This window comes from Bacteriovorax sp. BSW11_IV, from assembly GCF_000447755.1.
GTDB lineage: Bacteria > Bdellovibrionota > Bacteriovoracia > Bacteriovoracales > Bacteriovoracaceae > BSW11-IV.
This window is the reverse complement of sequence record NZ_AUNE01000045.1, coordinates 35,460-50,919: the sequence shown is the minus strand read 5'-3', so window position 1 is coordinate 50,919 and position 15,460 is coordinate 35,460. Positions and strand designations below refer to the sequence as shown.

General features: G+C 34.5%; 14 protein-coding genes. 13 read left to right on the top strand and 1 reads right to left on the bottom strand.

The genetic code is table 11. The annotated features are described in order from the left end of the window. Positions 1-60: 60 nt before the first annotated feature. The 10 genes from M899_RS12180 (at position 61) to M899_RS12135 (ending at position 10,274) form a co-directional block, all read left to right on the top strand. Positions 61-462: a sugar 3,4-ketoisomerase gene (locus M899_RS12180; RefSeq protein ID WP_021271935.1), complete on the top strand. Its 402-nt coding sequence runs from the start codon at positions 61-63 to the stop codon at positions 460-462. Positions 463-466: 4 nt separating this feature from the next. Continuing rightward, on the top strand, positions 467-925 hold the full coding sequence (locus M899_RS18735; RefSeq protein ID WP_021271826.1) for an acyltransferase: 459 nt from the start codon (positions 467-469) through the stop codon (positions 923-925). Then, positions 922-2,025: a DegT/DnrJ/EryC1/StrS family aminotransferase gene (locus tag M899_RS12170; RefSeq protein WP_021271925.1), complete on the top strand. Its 1,104-nt coding sequence runs from the start codon at positions 922-924 to the stop codon at positions 2,023-2,025. The genes M899_RS18735 and M899_RS12170 overlap by 4 nt, the downstream gene beginning before the upstream one ends. A gap of 8 nt (positions 2,026-2,033) precedes the next feature. Then, positions 2,034-2,972 carry an ATP-grasp domain-containing protein gene (locus M899_RS12165; RefSeq protein ID WP_021271817.1) on the top strand — a complete coding sequence of 313 codons (939 nt, stop codon included), beginning with the start codon at positions 2,034-2,036 and terminating at the stop codon, positions 2,970-2,972. Next, complete coding sequence (locus tag M899_RS12160; protein WP_081653823.1) at positions 2,950-3,606, top strand: HAD family hydrolase; 657 nt, start codon at positions 2,950-2,952, stop codon at positions 3,604-3,606. Before M899_RS12165 ends, M899_RS12160 begins: the two co-directional genes overlap by 23 nt. 65 nt (positions 3,607-3,671) lie before the next feature. Continuing rightward, complete coding sequence (locus M899_RS12155) at positions 3,672-5,189, top strand: B12-binding domain-containing radical SAM protein (RefSeq protein ID WP_021271885.1); 1,518 nt, start codon at positions 3,672-3,674, stop codon at positions 5,187-5,189. After that, on the top strand, positions 5,186-6,112 hold the full coding sequence (locus M899_RS12150) for a class I SAM-dependent methyltransferase (protein ID WP_021271748.1): 927 nt from the start codon (positions 5,186-5,188) through the stop codon (positions 6,110-6,112). The genes M899_RS12155 and M899_RS12150 overlap by 4 nt, the downstream gene beginning before the upstream one ends. After that, positions 6,109-6,756, top strand: a complete 648-nt coding sequence (locus M899_RS17870; protein WP_021271865.1) for an HAD family hydrolase — start codon at positions 6,109-6,111, stop codon at positions 6,754-6,756. Before M899_RS12150 ends, M899_RS17870 begins: the two co-directional genes overlap by 4 nt. After that, entirely contained in the window at positions 6,749-9,547 is a 2,799-nt protein-coding gene (locus M899_RS17865) for a glycosyltransferase (RefSeq protein WP_021271931.1), read from the top strand. The genes M899_RS17870 and M899_RS17865 overlap by 8 nt, the downstream gene beginning before the upstream one ends. A gap of 1 nt (position 9,548) precedes the next feature. After that, the gene (locus M899_RS12135; RefSeq protein ID WP_021271845.1) at positions 9,549-10,274 is read left to right on the top strand and encodes a glycosyltransferase family 2 protein; all 726 of its coding nucleotides are present in this window, start codon (positions 9,549-9,551) and stop codon (positions 10,272-10,274) included. Positions 10,275-10,305: 31 nt separating this feature from the next. On the opposite strand, the gene M899_RS12130 is transcribed toward M899_RS12135, so the two are convergent. Continuing rightward, complete coding sequence (locus M899_RS12130) at positions 10,306-12,042, bottom strand: hypothetical protein (protein ID WP_021271753.1); 1,737 nt, start codon at positions 12,040-12,042, stop codon at positions 10,306-10,308. 90 nt (positions 12,043-12,132) lie between these two features. Between M899_RS12130 and M899_RS12125 the strand changes: the two genes are divergently transcribed. The 3 genes from M899_RS12125 to M899_RS17860 all read left to right on the top strand — a co-directional run bounded on the left by M899_RS12125 (position 12,133) and on the right by M899_RS17860 (position 15,460). Beyond that, a complete protein-coding gene (locus M899_RS12125) occupies positions 12,133-13,587 on the top strand; it encodes an oligosaccharide flippase family protein (RefSeq protein WP_021271823.1) in 1,455 nt (484 codons plus the stop codon). Between the two features lie 170 nt (positions 13,588-13,757). Further along, on the top strand, positions 13,758-14,768 hold the full coding sequence (gene gmd, locus M899_RS12120) for a GDP-mannose 4,6-dehydratase (RefSeq protein ID WP_034729177.1): 1,011 nt from the start codon (positions 13,758-13,760) through the stop codon (positions 14,766-14,768). After that, on the top strand, positions 14,765-15,460 hold the full coding sequence (locus tag M899_RS17860) for a glycosyltransferase family 2 protein (RefSeq protein WP_021271801.1): 696 nt from the start codon (positions 14,765-14,767) through the stop codon (positions 15,458-15,460). The genes gmd and M899_RS17860 overlap by 4 nt, the downstream gene beginning before the upstream one ends.

The window sequence follows — 15,460 nt, the reverse complement described above, 5'->3', positions numbered from 1 at the left end:
TTATAAACTTGAAAGGTTCAATATATTGAATAATGATTGAACCTAAATTACGAGAGAGACATGAAGAACTTCATAACAGATTTCAAAACCATTTCAGATTCTCGCGGGGCCCTAGTGGCACTCGAGGGAAATAAAAACATTCCATTCGACATTAAAAGAGTTTATTACCTCCACTCTCTTAACAGTGAGCCAAGGGGATTTCACGCCCATAAAGAGTTAAGACAAATGGCGCTATGCCTCAATGGCAGTTGTGACATGATTCTTGATGATGGTGTAGAGAAAATGACAATCAAAATTGACTCACGTTCCCAAGGTGTTTTGATTGAACCAATGGTCTGGCATGAAATGCACAATTTCAGCCCCGACTGCATTTTCCTAGTCCTTGCAAGTGATTACTATGACGAGTCCGACTACATTAGAGATTACGAACAATTCAAAAATTTGATTAATAACAATAGGTAAGCTCATGATCCATAAACTTTCAGATGTTCAATCCAACAATATTGGAGAAGGCACATACGTATGGCAATTCTCTGTAGTTTTAAAAAATGCAATTATTGGCAAGAACTGTAATGTTAATGCTCACTGCTTCATTGAGAACGATGTCATCATCGGCGATAACGTTACAGTAAAGTGTGGCGTTTATGTTTGGGATGGAATCACTATTGAAGACAATGTATTCATTGGCCCTAACGTAACCTTTACCAATGATAAAACTCCGAAATCGAAGCAATACCCTGAAGAATTTTTGAGAACCATTATAAAAAAAGGTGCATCAATCGGTGCTGGTGCTGTAATATTGCCAGGAATAACAATCGGTGAAAATGCCATGGTTGGGGCCGGATCGGTCGTCACAAAGGACGTTCCAGCAAATACAACAGTCATAGGTAACCCTGCTCGTGAACTAATTAAGGATAAAAAATGATCCCTTTTCTCGATCTAAAAAAAATCAATGCTCAGTACAGAAATGAAATCATCGAAGCAATGACGAAAGTCCTTGATTCAGGTTGGTATATTCTAGGTAACGATACAACTAAATTTGAAAAAGATTTTGCGACTTACTGTGGAACAAAACATGCAATCGGCGTGGCCAACGGCTTAGATGCACTCGTTCTTATTCTTAGGGCCTACAAAGAGATGGGTAAACTTAAAGAAGGCGACCATGTCATCGTTCCGGCCAATACCTATATTGCGACAATTTTGGCCATTCTTGAAAATAAACTCGTTCCAGTTTTAACGGAGCCAGATCTTCATACTTATAACCTATGCCCTAAAGCCGTAAAAACAAACTATACAGATAAAGTTAAGGCCATCATGCCTGTTCACCTGTATGGACGCCTTTGCGACATGGAAGAAATTAATAAATTTGCTAAAGAGAAAGGCCTTCTTGTTATTGAAGACTCTGCTCAATCACAAGGAGCTGAGTTTAACGAGAAAAAGGCCGGAAACCTTGGAGATGCTTCAGGTTTTAGCTTCTACCCAGGCAAAAACCTAGGTGCTTTAGGAGATGCAGGGGCCATCACAACTAATGATGATGAACTTGCAAAAACTGTTCGCGTTCTTAGAAATTATGGTTCTGAAGTTAAATATGTAAATAAGTATAAAGGTGTAAACAGCCGACTTGATGAACTTCAATCAGCAATTTTAAATGTTAAACTGAAATACTTAGACACTGAAAATGAAATCAGAAGAAAGGCCTCAGAATTTCTTTGTGCCAATATTAAAAATGATAAAATTACTCTACCTGTTCTTGATTCACACAGAGAAAATAATGTGTGGCACGTATTCCCAGTCAGAGTAGAAGATAGAAATAAATTTATGTCTCACTTGGAAGCAAAGGGTGTAGCGACACTCATTCACTACCCTATTCCACCACATAAGCAAGAAGCATTAAAAGATTTAAATCTATCTGACAATTATCCACTAACGACACAAATTCACGAACAAATCGTTAGTTTGCCAATGTCTCCAGTTATTACTGAAGAAGAATTGGCACAAATTGTTTCTGCATGTAACACATATTAGGATTTTTTATGAACGTTCTTTTAACATCAGCGGGCCGAAGAGTTTCACTAATTAAGCAGATTAAAGAAACTCTTTCTAAGTTAAATCTTCAAGGTGAAGTTCATGCCCTTGATATGCATCCCGAACTTAGTAGTGCTTGCCATGTTGCTGATAAATCGGCCCCATGTCCAAGGGCCTCGAATCCAGAATATACTAAATTCGTACTGGATTATTGTATCGAACACAATATCAAAGTAGTTATTCCTACAATTGACACTGAACTTGAATATCTCGCAGATGATCGCGATCTATTTGAAGAAAAAGGCATTCACGTTGAAGTGAGCTCACCTGAGATTTGCCGTATTTTTAGAACAAAAAAATCGACTGCGGATATTTTCAATACTCACAAGATTCCAACTCCAACAATTGTTGAACCAAATGAGTCTTCAAATTACCCTCTTTTCGCTAAGCTCGATAATTCAAGTCGCTCTATTGGAGCTTGCACAGTATTGAATTACGAACATGCAAAATCACTTAAAGAAAAGTCATCAGACTATGTTTTTCAAGAATTAGTCCATGGCGAAGAGTTCACAGTGGACTGCTTTGTTAGCAAAGAGAAGAAACTTTTGGCCTGCGTTCCGAGAAAAAGGCTGGAAGTTCGCTCTGGAGAGGTTTCTAAGGCGAAAACTGAGTATCATGAAAAAATTGAAAAGATCGCTCACGACATCGTTGCAAATATTGATGGTTTTAGAGGGACATTTTGTTTTCAAATTTTTCTCTCTGACAAAGACGTGAGTGTAATTGAAATCAATCCACGTTTTGGAGGTGGTTATCCTCTTACATACAATGCCGGGGCCAACTTCTTTGAACTCATTTTATTAGAAAAACTTGGCAAAGATCTTCCCTCTAAAGTGGAGTGGAAAAATAATTTACACATGTTGAGGTATGATGAAGGAATTTTCTTCTAAAGTTATTGTTTTCGATATGGATGACACTCTTTACTTTGAACTAGACTTTGTAAAAAGTGGGTTTCAGGCCGTTTCCAATTATGTTTTCGAAAAACACAATCTCTGTTCATCACAAATATTTTGTGAACTTATGAATGACTTTGTGGCCAATGGCAGTGGTAAAAACCTCAACGTTCTCTGTGATCAATATAAAGAAATTGATCTAAAGGAAATTATCGATATCTATCGCTTTCACACGCCAAATATCAAACTTCCCATCGACTCAGAATTTGTCCTCACAGAACTGAGAAGAAAAGGACACAAACTTGCTCTTTTGACAGATGGACACGAAAAAACACAACTCCATAAGATTCAATCTCTTGGACTAGAAAAGTACATTGATTTTATTATTAGAACAGGTGTTTTTGGCACTCCAAAACCTGATACGAATTGCTTTGAAATGATCCAAGAAAAATTCCCAAATTGTGATTATACTTATATCGCAGATAATCCTAAAAAAGACTTCATCGCCCCCGAAAAGCTCGGCTGGCAAAGCATTCGCATCATTAATGCAAATGGAATCTACCACAAATATCCGACGCCAGAATCAGTGAGAGAGATCACTTCTTTGTGCGAGATTGTGGGCCTTTTTTAAAACAAAAAAAATAGGCAAATGATTTTTACTGAGGCATAATTTCCTAAATATTTTTTTGGATTAACATGACTGCAGTTACACTCATAAGCCCTAATCTTGTTTTGCAGAAAAACGATATTATGACTACTGGCATTGTCTATATGCCTGTCTCCCTGGCCTATCTTGCCGGAGAATTACGTACCCACAATTATCAATGTAATGTCATTGATTCCTTTGGAGAATCACCCAATCAATGGCGCGAGAAAGGAAATTTCATCTACCGCGGCCTCACTCCACAGGAAGTTTCTTCAATGGTATCGAGGGACTCGAGTCTAATCGCAATTTACGCAATGAGCCTTATTGCCCATGATTCAATTGTTGAAATTATCAAAGAATTAAAAAATAAATTTCCTGAAAAAAAGATCGCAATACTCGAAAACTCTCAGGCGGTCACTGCCTACGCTGTTCGCAAGGTGCAAAAAGAATTTCATGACCTAGGTGTTGATTATATTATCGCAGGAGAGCCTGAAGAAAGAGTAAAGCTGCTTCTCGCCTATCTTGAAAACAAAATTGAAGTTGATCTCTCTAAGGAAGATGGTTTTGGTATTCGTCTAAATGGAGTTGATTACTTCAATAGGTCTTCAAATAAGATCAAAGACCTAGATACCCTTTCATACGCTGCATGGGATCTCTTTCCAATTCAAAATTATTGGAATCTTAGATATGCCCATGGACCACAGTCCTCTAGTAAATATTTACCGATCTTAACTTCTCGAGGTTGCCCTTACGCTTGCAACTTTTGTGTTATTCCAGATACCAATGATAGAAAATGGCGTGCAAAGACGCCCAGTGCAGTCACTAAAGAAATTCAATTCTATATGAAAACTTTTGGTGTCACAGAATTTCATTTCGAAGATGTTAACCCGACTGTTAACAATAAAAGAATTAACGAAATTTGCGATGACATCATCCAAAATAAATTAAATATTAAATGGAAATTATGTGCAGGCACAAAAGTTGAAACACTAAGAAATACCAGCACAATTGAAAAAATGGCACAGGCTGGATGTAATTATATTTCAATTTCTCCCGAGAGTGGTTCTCCAGAGCTGATGAAGCTTATTAACAAGCCTTTTGATATTTCTCTTGCGATTAATTTAATTCGCCACATGAATAAGTGTAAAATTTATTCTCAGGCCTGTTTCATCCTAGGCTTTCCTGGAGAAACTGATGCCGACAGGGTACTCACAAAGAAAATGCTTGAAGACTTAACAAAAAATGGTCTCGACGAAACAGCTCTTTTTATTGTGACTCCAGTACCAGGCTCAAGTATCGACAACAAGTTTTCTGGTTACAAAGAATATTCCGAACTGAACTTCTCTCCTACATGGAGGGATGATTATGAGAAATTAAGCAAATTTAGAATTTCTCTCTATAGAACATTCATGATTCATAAATTAATTTATTCACCCATAAAAATGGCCATCCAGTGCATTCGTTTTTTAAGAAGACGATTCAATACAAAAATGGAAATGGTTCCCTATAGAGCTCTACACACAACTCTTATGTTAAAAGGGATTCTTGGTAAAAAGGTTACCCAATGATTGAAAATGTTCTTGAAAATGTAAAATGTATCAATTGCTCTTCAGACAATTACAAGATTGTTTTCAATAGCGATTATTCAAATTTTAAAACGGAAGAAGATTTCTTAAAAGTTTACTCTTCTTCTAGCGATCAAGTTCTATACGATCAACTCGTAAAATGTAACAAGTGTGATTTATCTTATCTTAATCCTAGAGTTAAAGAAGATATTATCATGGAGTCCTATTCATCTGCAGAGGACGATACTTTCTTTTCTCAAAATCCACAGAGAATCCGAACTTTTTCTAAATCACTAAAAAAAATTATTTCAAAGAACAATATAACGGCATCAAAAGATAAAAAAGTTCTGGATATTGGGTGCGCAGGAGCTGCTTTTCCAAAAGCTGCCAACGACCTAGGCTTTACTGTGACAGGGATTGAACCCGCAAAATGGCTCGCAAATAAAGGTCGCGAAACCTATAAACTCGACATTAGACCAGGAATTCTGCTAGATCATCATTTTGATGACAAGACTTTCGATATCGTAACTTTGTGGGATGTTATTGAACACATTACTGATCCTGCCCAAACGATTATAGAGATTAAAAGAATTTTAAAAGATGATGGTATTTTTGTTGTAAACTATCCAGATATCGACACATGGCCATGCAAACTATTAGGGAAGAAGTGGCCATTTTACTTAAGTGTTCATTTATTTTATTTCACTCCAAAAACAATTAGAGAGTATCTCAATAAGTTTGATTTTAAAGTTGAGACAATCTCCCCATACTATCAAACTCTTGAACTTGGTTATGTTCTTAAAAGAGCAGAGTCTTATTTTGGTTTTTTCAAATACTTCAGAAAGGCAGTTGAATTGCTCAGACTAGATAAGCTCCCTTGCACCTATTACATTGGTCAAACACTGGTTATAGCGAGAAAAAAATGATCTCTAAAAAAGGAATAATTTTTGATTTAGATGGTGTCCTTTGGAATTCGTCATCTGCACACGAAAATTCATTCAAGAGTGTTCTTGCCCAATTTGAAATTACAAACTTCAATTATCACGGCTACGCAGGGATGAGAACGGATGAAGTTTTCAAAGAAACGTTATCAAAAAATAATATTTCTTTTGATGATAATATGATCATGTCCCTCACTGAGAAAAAAAGAAGTCTTGCCACAAATTTGTTAAATGAATCTGATTTCATTTATAAAGATACGTGCTCTTCAATAAAAGATCTTAATAAAAAATTCAAGCTCTGCATTGCAAGTTCATCAAGATCAAAAAACATAGAACTTTTCTTAAAAAAATCAGGTCTGACTGAATGCTTCGCCTTCTATATTTCAGGTGAAGATGTTCAAAACGCTAAGCCTTCTCCAGAGATTTACAACTTGGCCGCCAAAATGATGAAAATTCCCAAAGAAAATCTCGTCGTTATTGAAGACTCTTTTTCTGGAATTAAAGCAAGCTTAGCTGCGGAAATTGAAACAGTCGCAATAACAACGGCACACAAAAGAGAAGAACTTAAAAAGCTCTCTCCTCATAAAATCATCGATTCTCTTTCAGAAATAGTGAGTATTTATGAATAAAATAATTAAGATCAAAAACATTATTTTAAATGAAGAAGCTACAAACGCAGACCAGTGGACGGCCATTATTCCAGCTGCTGGAAAAGGTTCAAGACTTGGTCACGATAAACCAAAAATTCTTTATCCAATTTTAGACAAATCAATCCTCCAACATATTATTGAAACGATCAGTGAGCATTGCTCCCGTTTTATTTTCATCCTCTCTAAAGAGGGAGAGCAACTTGTTAGAGATGAGTTGCAAAAAATCATTCCTGGGAAATTTGAAATTGTTATTCAAGAAACTCCTCGAGGAATGGCCGATGCCATCTTAAAAGCAGAAAAATCCACTAAAACAAAAAACTCTCTTGTTATCTGGGGAGATCAAGTTACTGTTAAGAGAAAAACAATTGCATCCGCAATTCAAATACATAATTCGAGAAAAAATCCTCTATTAACACTTCCTACAGTTTTAAAGACAAAACCTTATATTCACTTTGAAAGAAATCAAAACCAAACCATCACTCATGTTTTCCAAGCAAGAGAGAGTTCCAACATAGTAAAGAATGGGGAAAGTGATATAGGAGTCTTTCTTTTTGATACTAAAGAGCTCTTTAAAATCTTAAATGAATATAAAAACTCGGATGTGGCCATTGGGGAATCCACTCAAGAATATAATCTTCTCCCACTTATTCCGAAGTTTGAAAATGAATCAGACGGTCTTGTTTCGATACAGATTGAAGATGAATTCGAAAGCATCGGCGTAAATACGAAAGAGGATGTACAGAAAATTGAGGAATTTATGAAAGAACAAAACTTTGTAAATGTCGTCGTTTTCTCAGGCGGAAGAGGAACCGAGACGATCTGCAAATCACTATTCCAACATCCACAAATCAAGCTTAAAGTACTAGTGAATGCTTACGATGATGGATTATCTACAGGGGCCATGAGACGATTCATCCCGGGACTACTTGGACCAAGTGATTTCAGAAAAAATATCTCTCGCTTTATCGATACAAATATCCCATCAGGTAAGGCCCTCTATACTTTATTTGAAATCAGACTACCTCTTCAAACATCATTTGATGAAGGGATCTTTTTATTAAATAATTTCTTGAACTATGATGCTCTTGAGAAATTTCCAAAAATTGCTGACGCCATAAAAAACTTAAAAGTTGAAACGGCAAATTATCTTAACGACTATTGTAAATTATTCTCAAGCTATGCTATGGAACAAGCTGCAAACAACAATCTTTTCGATTTCAATGATTGCTCTTTTGGAAATATTCTTTTTGCCGGTTGCTATTTAAAAGAAAATCAAAACTTCAATCAGACTGTTTCAAAATTATCAGAAGTCGCAAATATAAAATGCGATGTTATCAATATCACTGACGGACAAAATTTAGTACTCACAGGTCTTAAAGAAGATGGCACGTATTTGATTGATGAAGCTCAAATCGTATCCCCTCAAAACAGCAGCTCAATTAAAGACATCTTCTTACTAGAAAACTATTTAAACCCAGAAGAACTAGACAAAATTCAGTCTATGACTCTTGAACAAAAACATTCCTACCTCACAAGCAAACAAGTTTTTCCAGAACTTAATCAAGAAGTCGTACCTGTTATCAAAAATGCAGATATTGTAATCTATGGACCGGGAACACAGCACTCTTCACTCTTTCCTTCATATATTACAAAAGATCTAGGAGAGCTTATTGCTTCAAATAAAGCTTCTCAAAAGATCTTTATTTCTAATATTTTAAAAGATAATGAAATTCAAAATGAAACGGTTTCTTCATTGACTCAAAAACTTCTTTTTTACATGAAGCGCAAGAACAGTATTGAATTGGAGTGGAAAGATATTATTTCAACTTTCTTTATTCAAACCTCTTCTCTTGAAAATGCAAAAAGTGATAACGCAAGCTATGTGACTTTTGATCAAGATGCTTTTCCTTATGCAAAAAATAATGTCAATCTACTAGATTGGGAATCGGCATCAGGTGCACACTCAGGTGATCAGGTTCTTGCCGAGCTTACTTCTATTGTAAACAATAAGCTTTCTAAAAAAATAAATAGAAAGAACTTCAAAGTATCAATTGTTGTCCCGGCCCTAAATGAAGAGAAGACACTTAAACAAGTTCTTCACGATCTAGACCTCTTAAACTTCATGGACATGGGACTTCTAAAAGAAATTATCTTTGTTGATGGTGGTTCAACAGATCATAGCTATGAAATAGCTAAAGAAAATAAGAATGTTAAATCACTCAAGCTTCCAGTTGGAGAATTTGGAAGAGGGGCAGCACTAAGACACGGAATCAAAAATGCCACTGGTGATATTATTGCTTTTTTTCCTTCAGATGCCGAATACGATACGAAAGATCTAATTCATCTTATCAAAACCTTGAATAATAACGAAAACTCAGTAGTTTTTGGAAGTCGAACAGTTAAATGTATCAATCTAGATTTGCAGATTAAAGAAGTCTACAACAATAAATTTAAAGACTACTTTGTAAGTAAATATGGAGGGATGCTATTAAGCTCAATAAGCTTGTTCCTCTATAATCGTTTTGTTACAGACCCCTTAACTTCTCTTAAGGTATTTAAAAAAGATCTTATTGATGATCTAAATTTGAAGTCATCAGGTTTCGATCTTGATGGAGAAATTATTGCAAAATTAGGCAGGAAGAGGGTCTTCATTAATGAAATACCAGTGAAATATTCGCCAAGAACAAAAAAAGATGGAAAAAAAATCACAATGCTTGATGGCATCAAATGCATCATTAATCTTTTAAAGTTCAAATATAGTGAGATTTAAAATGAAAACAATTTCTATAATTATTCCTGCATACAATGAAGAAAGATATATTGGAGATTTATTAAAGCGTATTCTTGCTGTCGATACTGACACATTACAATTCAAAAAAGAAATCATTGTGGTTGACGATGGCTCCAAGGATAATACTTCTAGCGTAGTCTCTGACTTTAAAGAGGTTACTTTAATACAGCAAAAAAACACAGGAAAAGGTGGAGCAGTTCAAAACGGTATTAGATCTTCAACAGGAGACTACATTCTTGTTCAAGATGCTGATTTAGAATACTTTCCAGAAGATTATCCTGCAATGCTCGAAGAGCTAAACAAAAATCCTGACCAAGCAATTTATGGAAGTAGAACTCTCTGGCAGTATCAAAAAAAAGATGGAATGAAATTTTTTCCAGGAAGACATAAAAAACAAGAATTTGCGCCATGGTTAGCTGGAATAATTTTAACCCTCTGGACATTTATACTTTACCAGAAATGGATAACTGATACATTAACTGCATACAAAATTTATCCTTCTCATTTTTTCAAAAAGAATATTATTAAAACTAATGGGTTTGAAACTGATCACGAGATTACGAGTAAACTTATTAAGTCAAACATTAAAATATTCGAGGTGCCTATTAGATACATTCCACGTACAAAGGCCGAGGGAAAGAAAATTGGTCCAAAAGATGGATTTAATGCAGTATGGACTCTTCTTCGTTTTAGATTTAGTAATTAGTTCAAGAGCATCTCAAAAGATTGAGATGCTCCTAACTTTCACATTCGGTCGCTAAAAATTTAATAAACACGTAATTTTTATTACTACTTTCTAAAAGATTTTCATGAACATAATTTTCTTTAATTGAGTTTAAAATTTCATTTCCATTATCGCTATAGCCTCTTCTATCTATTAAAACTGAATCGTAGCTTAATTTTGATAAAAAACACAATAGTTCATTACCTGTTAGTTTTTTAACCTTGGACAGCTCTTCTTCAGCAGAAGGTAGTAAAGGCATAATCGACCAATTCAATCTATCTGATAGTAAATATGCTAATCCATCTGCTTGTGCTGGCATTTTATTTACTCTTGGAGAAGATGGGTAAATATTAAAGGGCAGGTAAAAGACATTATTCGCCATAGGAAACTTTGATTCTACTTCATTGAGTAGAGGACCTAAATTTGCGATATCTTCTAATCTTCCGCTTCCCCTTTGTCCTTTTGAATATAAATTTGTAAAACCTGGATTTTGATCAATTAGACCAAATAGGAATAACGCAAATAAAATCACATTTTTTTTTATTTTACTTACATTAATTAATTTCATTTCTAAAAATACAAAGAAAGAACATATTGCTAAAAATGAAATCATTGGGGCCACTCGATTATAACATCTGATTTGTGGACTAACTAAATTAATAAATGAAGCAAGACCTCCTGGCATGGCAAGAAGAAACAAAAACATAAATAACTGGGATATTTCTTTACTGTACCTTAATGATTTAAGTTTAGTGTTGAATACAAGTGTAACAATACATATGATTAATCCTAAGCAACCAATTAATCCAAGTGATGAACTTCTCAATTCTCCATTGTACTTATATTCAGCTCTATCAAAAACGTAACGAATCCCTTTAAGGACAAAAAAATGATTATCTTGTACAGGTATTAGCATATCTCTTAAATTTAAAGGGTAATCATCAATCATATTGGCCTTTTTAAAGGTCGTCATTTTTTGATTTAATTCACTATTACTCTTATAAGATTTAACTACAGGTGCGATATTTATAATTGTTGAAATAACCAATACAACCGTACCGACAATTAGTGGCTTGAAATGCTCTCTTTTTTTCTCAATTATTTTAATAACTCCAACTGCGAACAAAACATATAAAATGAAGACTCCATTATATGTGTACTGCAATCCAGCTAAAAGCATCACAAGATAGAAAATATTCTTTTTAAATTTTGAAAGATTCCCAAATTCATTTGTTAAAAATTTAATTGAGTACATCAATACAACAGGGAATAAATAATAAGTAAGCATAATATGAGCAGTATTCCTAAAATACATATGGGGAATAAAGCTATACAGAATTGCTATTATAATCGAATAAGTTTTATTAAATCTAAGTTCTAAACAAGAGTAGTATGTGAGCAGAGCTGTTAATACAACTGTAAACAATAGGTACAAGTTCGCTACGAGAAAAACATTTTTAGATATTAAAGAGAATATCCAAATGAAGAAGTAATCCAATTGGCCACCTGAGACAGGAAATCCCCCCATTGGAGCACCGTAAGGAAACGATACCCTAGTCAGGTTATCCCACCACCATAAACCATCGTGAAACATTTTAATGGCCACATGAATATTCATAGCGTCAAAATAGATGTCAAACGCTGGATCACTAATACTAAAATCTTGTATGACAGCGATTTTAAAAATTAAAATTGTTAATAGCGTTATCAAAAGATAGTATATAGATGATTTATTAATGATGTTTCGCATTAGCCCTTCAATTCAATATAATTATTGTTTTGAGATGTTATTAAATAAATTTATTGATGTGAAGTAAGAGTTAAAACGAATCGAGATAAAATGCTAGATAAAATCAAACAAATTGGACTACACGGAGTCATTTATGCAATTGGGAGTATAGCTCAATCTGCTGTTTCATTTTTTCTGATTCCTGTTTTCACAAAGCATTTCACTACTGAAATTTTCGGTACATTCTCTTTTATTGATTTATTCAGCTTAGTTATTGGCTCAGTTTTCTACCTAGGAATTACATCGGCACTGCCAAGGTCATACTTTGACTACGAATGTAGTGAAAAAAGAAAAGGCGTGTTCTCTACAGGATTTAGCCTAATCGTTATGGGCGCATTTGCCCAAGTTCTTTTAGTCTATCTTTTTAAAAGTACATTATCGCTACTTATATTTAAAACACCAGAGTATGGAGAGCACTTATTTTATATTTCCATTTCTTCTGCTTTAAACTTTTTAAATCAATACTTCTATAGCTTTGCAAGACTTCTAAGAAAGTCGATACAAGTTTCATTACTAAGTATCTTCGGAATGATTCTTAATTTTTCCACAACTTATTATCTCCTTGTTTATAAGGACATTGGCCTGTGGGCACCAATATACAGCCGCCTCGGTACTTTTTTATTAATTTTAGTATTCTTTATTTTCATTTACCGAGAGCATTTCAGAATAATCTTCGATAAAACTGAAGCCAAACTAATGCTCAAATATGGTTTTCCTACAGTACTTTCAAGTCTAGCTGGAATGTCTATTGATTGGTCTGACCGTTTTTTTATTAATGAATTTCTAACAATTTCTGATGTTGGTATTTACTCTCTAGGCTACAAACTAGGAAGTGTTATTAATATTGTCCTAATTGCACCCTTTATCCAAATATGGAACCCCATGATGGTTGAGTATAGAAAAAAAGAAGGAGTTAAAGAACTCTTCTCAACTATAACTCTAAGCTACTTCATCCTTGGAACTTATTTGTGCACGGCCCTAAGCGCCTTTATTATGCTTGCAGGTCCATACATTGTTAAAGGTGGCAGCTTTCTACCCGCTTTAAAATTTGCTCCCATAATTGGGTTGGGAATTCTAATTAATGGCTCAGTAAACATCTTTTGCGCCGGTCTAATCTTCGAAAGAAAAGTTGGATACATTGCAAAAAGTTATAATATCCTATGTATAATTAACATTGCTCTGAATTTCTTTTTAGTTAGAAATTTCGGTGTCTGGGGTGCTGTTGGAAGTAGTGTTCTTACGTATTGCATTGGCCCGGCGATGATTTGGCACTATGGAAAAAGATATTTTTCATTCAACATTGATTGGAAAAAAATTATCACAGCACTTGGTTTAAGTGGATTAGCAAACCTGGCGCTTATAAATTTATATAATATTCAGTCACTTAAAGAATCTGTAATCTTTTTTACACTTATTCTCGTTGGTTTAGGTGCGACCTTCTTCATTTTTCTCCTATCAAAAAATGAAAAGGATAAGGTTTTTAAATTTATTAAAAGTAAAATTTAAAGAAAAAAAAAAGAACTACTTTGAGATAAATATCATAAAGCTCAATACCCATTTTCTCACTATTTTCATTGGTGAATTCCTCAAGAACTTTGCATATTTACCTATGCAAATATAATTTTTTTATGGATAATTCTCGAACAGAATTATTTAACACATCACTTGGATTCATCATGAAAAAAGCACTTATCACTGGAATAACTGGGCAAGACGGCTCCTACTTAGCAGAACTTCTACTCAGTAAAGGCTATCAAGTTCACGGTATCATAAGAAGATCATCTTCATTTAATACTGGCCGCATAATGCATATTTATCAAGATATCCATGAACAAGATGGAAGATTAATCCTTCACTATGGTGACTTAAGTGATGCAAGTAATCTTGAAAAACTAATCCATCAAATTGAACCTGATGAAATTTATAATCTTGGAGCTCAAAGTCACGTTAGAGTTTCATTTGATGCTCCTATTTATTGCGTAGACAGTGTTGCAATGGGGACACTTAGATTATTAGAAGCTATTAAAAACACAGGAGCTTTAGAGCATATTAGATTCTATCAAGCTTCAAGTTCTGAAATGTATGGAAAAGTGCACGCTGTACCCCAAGATGAAAACACTCCATTTTATCCAAGAAGTCCCTACGCATGCGCTAAGGTTTATGCTCATCACCAGGTAATAAACTATAGAGAGAGTTACAATCTTCATGCATCAAACGGAATTCTGTTTAATCATGAAAGTCCAAGACGTGGAGAAACATTTGTAACAAGAAAAATTACTAGAGGTATTGCAAGAATTTTATCTGGTAAAGATAAAAAACTTTACCTAGGAAATCTTGATGCGAAAAGAGATTGGGGATACGCAAAAGATTATGTCGAAGCAATGTGGCTAATGCTCCAACAAGAAAAACCTGACGACTACGTAATTGCCACAGGTCAGACCTGGTCAGTTAAAGATTTTCTAGATAAAGCCTTTTCTATGGTTAACAAAAATTGGGAAGAATTTGTAGAGATTGATCCAAGATATTATAGACCAACAGAAGTAGATCTATTGATTGGTGACTATTCTAAAGCAAAAGAGAAACTAAATTGGGAACCTAAAACGAAATTTGATGAACTTGTAAAATTAATGCTAGTCGAAGATTTGAAACTCGAAGGTATTAACATTGAAAAATTGGATCTTATATGAAAACAACACTTGTACTAATGACGTTTAACGAAATTGAATGCCTTAACCTCATCTTTGACAAAATTCCAAAGCCATCTCCAGAGGCAGGATACGATGAGATTGTTGCTGTTGATGGTGGTTCGACAGACGGTACTGTTGAATTCTTCCAAAACAAAGGTGTTCGTATTATTGGTCAAAGTAAAAAAGGTAGAGGCGATGCTTTTATGCAAGCTTTTAAAAATTTAGACTCAGATCTTCTTATTTTCTTTTCTCCTGATGGAAATGAAGCAATTGAAGATCTACCAAAGTTTAAAAATATTATTAAGTCTGGAGCTGATCTTGTTATTGCCTCAAGGATGATGAAAGAGTCTCGAAATGAAGAAGATGATCAATTTTTCAAATGGAGAAAATGGGCCAATAACGCATTTAACATCATGGCCAACCTATGCTTTAAAAAAACTGGTCCATTTATTTATGATTCGATAAATGGCTACAGGGCACTTACTCGACAAGCGTTCGAACGTTTAAATTTAACAGCACCTGATTATACAATCGAATATCAGATGACAATTAGAGCATTTAAAAACAAATTGAATATTGTAGAATTTCCGACGATTGAAGGTAATCGCCTTGCTGGAGACACTGGGGCACCGAGTATCCCTACAGGAATCAGATTCATTAAAAGATTTCTAAGTGAATTATTTGGCAAATAA

What these genes read in the sequence shown, in the direction of transcription:
- M899_RS12130 (WP_021271753.1), bottom strand. Translation starts at nt 12,042, where the DNA reads ATGCGAAACATCATTAATAAATCATCTATATACTATCTTTTGATAACG.
- M899_RS17865 (WP_021271931.1), top strand. Translation starts at nt 6,749, where the DNA reads ATGAATAAAATAATTAAGATCAAAAACATTATTTTAAATGAAGAAGCT.
- M899_RS12125 (WP_021271823.1), top strand. Translation starts at nt 12,133, where the DNA reads ATGCTAGATAAAATCAAACAAATTGGACTACACGGAGTCATTTATGCA.
- M899_RS17860 (WP_021271801.1), top strand. Translation starts at nt 14,765, where the DNA reads ATGAAAACAACACTTGTACTAATGACGTTTAACGAAATTGAATGCCTT.
- M899_RS12170 (WP_021271925.1), top strand. Translation starts at nt 922, where the DNA reads ATGATCCCTTTTCTCGATCTAAAAAAAATCAATGCTCAGTACAGAAAT.
- M899_RS18735 (WP_021271826.1), top strand. Translation starts at nt 467, where the DNA reads ATGATCCATAAACTTTCAGATGTTCAATCCAACAATATTGGAGAAGGC.
- M899_RS12180 (WP_021271935.1), top strand. Translation starts at nt 61, where the DNA reads ATGAAGAACTTCATAACAGATTTCAAAACCATTTCAGATTCTCGCGGG.
- gmd (WP_034729177.1), top strand. Translation starts at nt 13,758, where the DNA reads ATGAAAAAAGCACTTATCACTGGAATAACTGGGCAAGACGGCTCCTAC.
- M899_RS12150 (WP_021271748.1), top strand. Translation starts at nt 5,186, where the DNA reads ATGATTGAAAATGTTCTTGAAAATGTAAAATGTATCAATTGCTCTTCA.
- M899_RS17870 (WP_021271865.1), top strand. Translation starts at nt 6,109, where the DNA reads ATGATCTCTAAAAAAGGAATAATTTTTGATTTAGATGGTGTCCTTTGG.
- M899_RS12165 (WP_021271817.1), top strand. Translation starts at nt 2,034, where the DNA reads ATGAACGTTCTTTTAACATCAGCGGGCCGAAGAGTTTCACTAATTAAG.
- M899_RS12160 (WP_081653823.1), top strand. Translation starts at nt 2,950, where the DNA reads ATGATGAAGGAATTTTCTTCTAAAGTTATTGTTTTCGATATGGATGAC.
- M899_RS12135 (WP_021271845.1), top strand. Translation starts at nt 9,549, where the DNA reads ATGAAAACAATTTCTATAATTATTCCTGCATACAATGAAGAAAGATAT.
- M899_RS12155 (WP_021271885.1), top strand. Translation starts at nt 3,672, where the DNA reads ATGACTGCAGTTACACTCATAAGCCCTAATCTTGTTTTGCAGAAAAAC.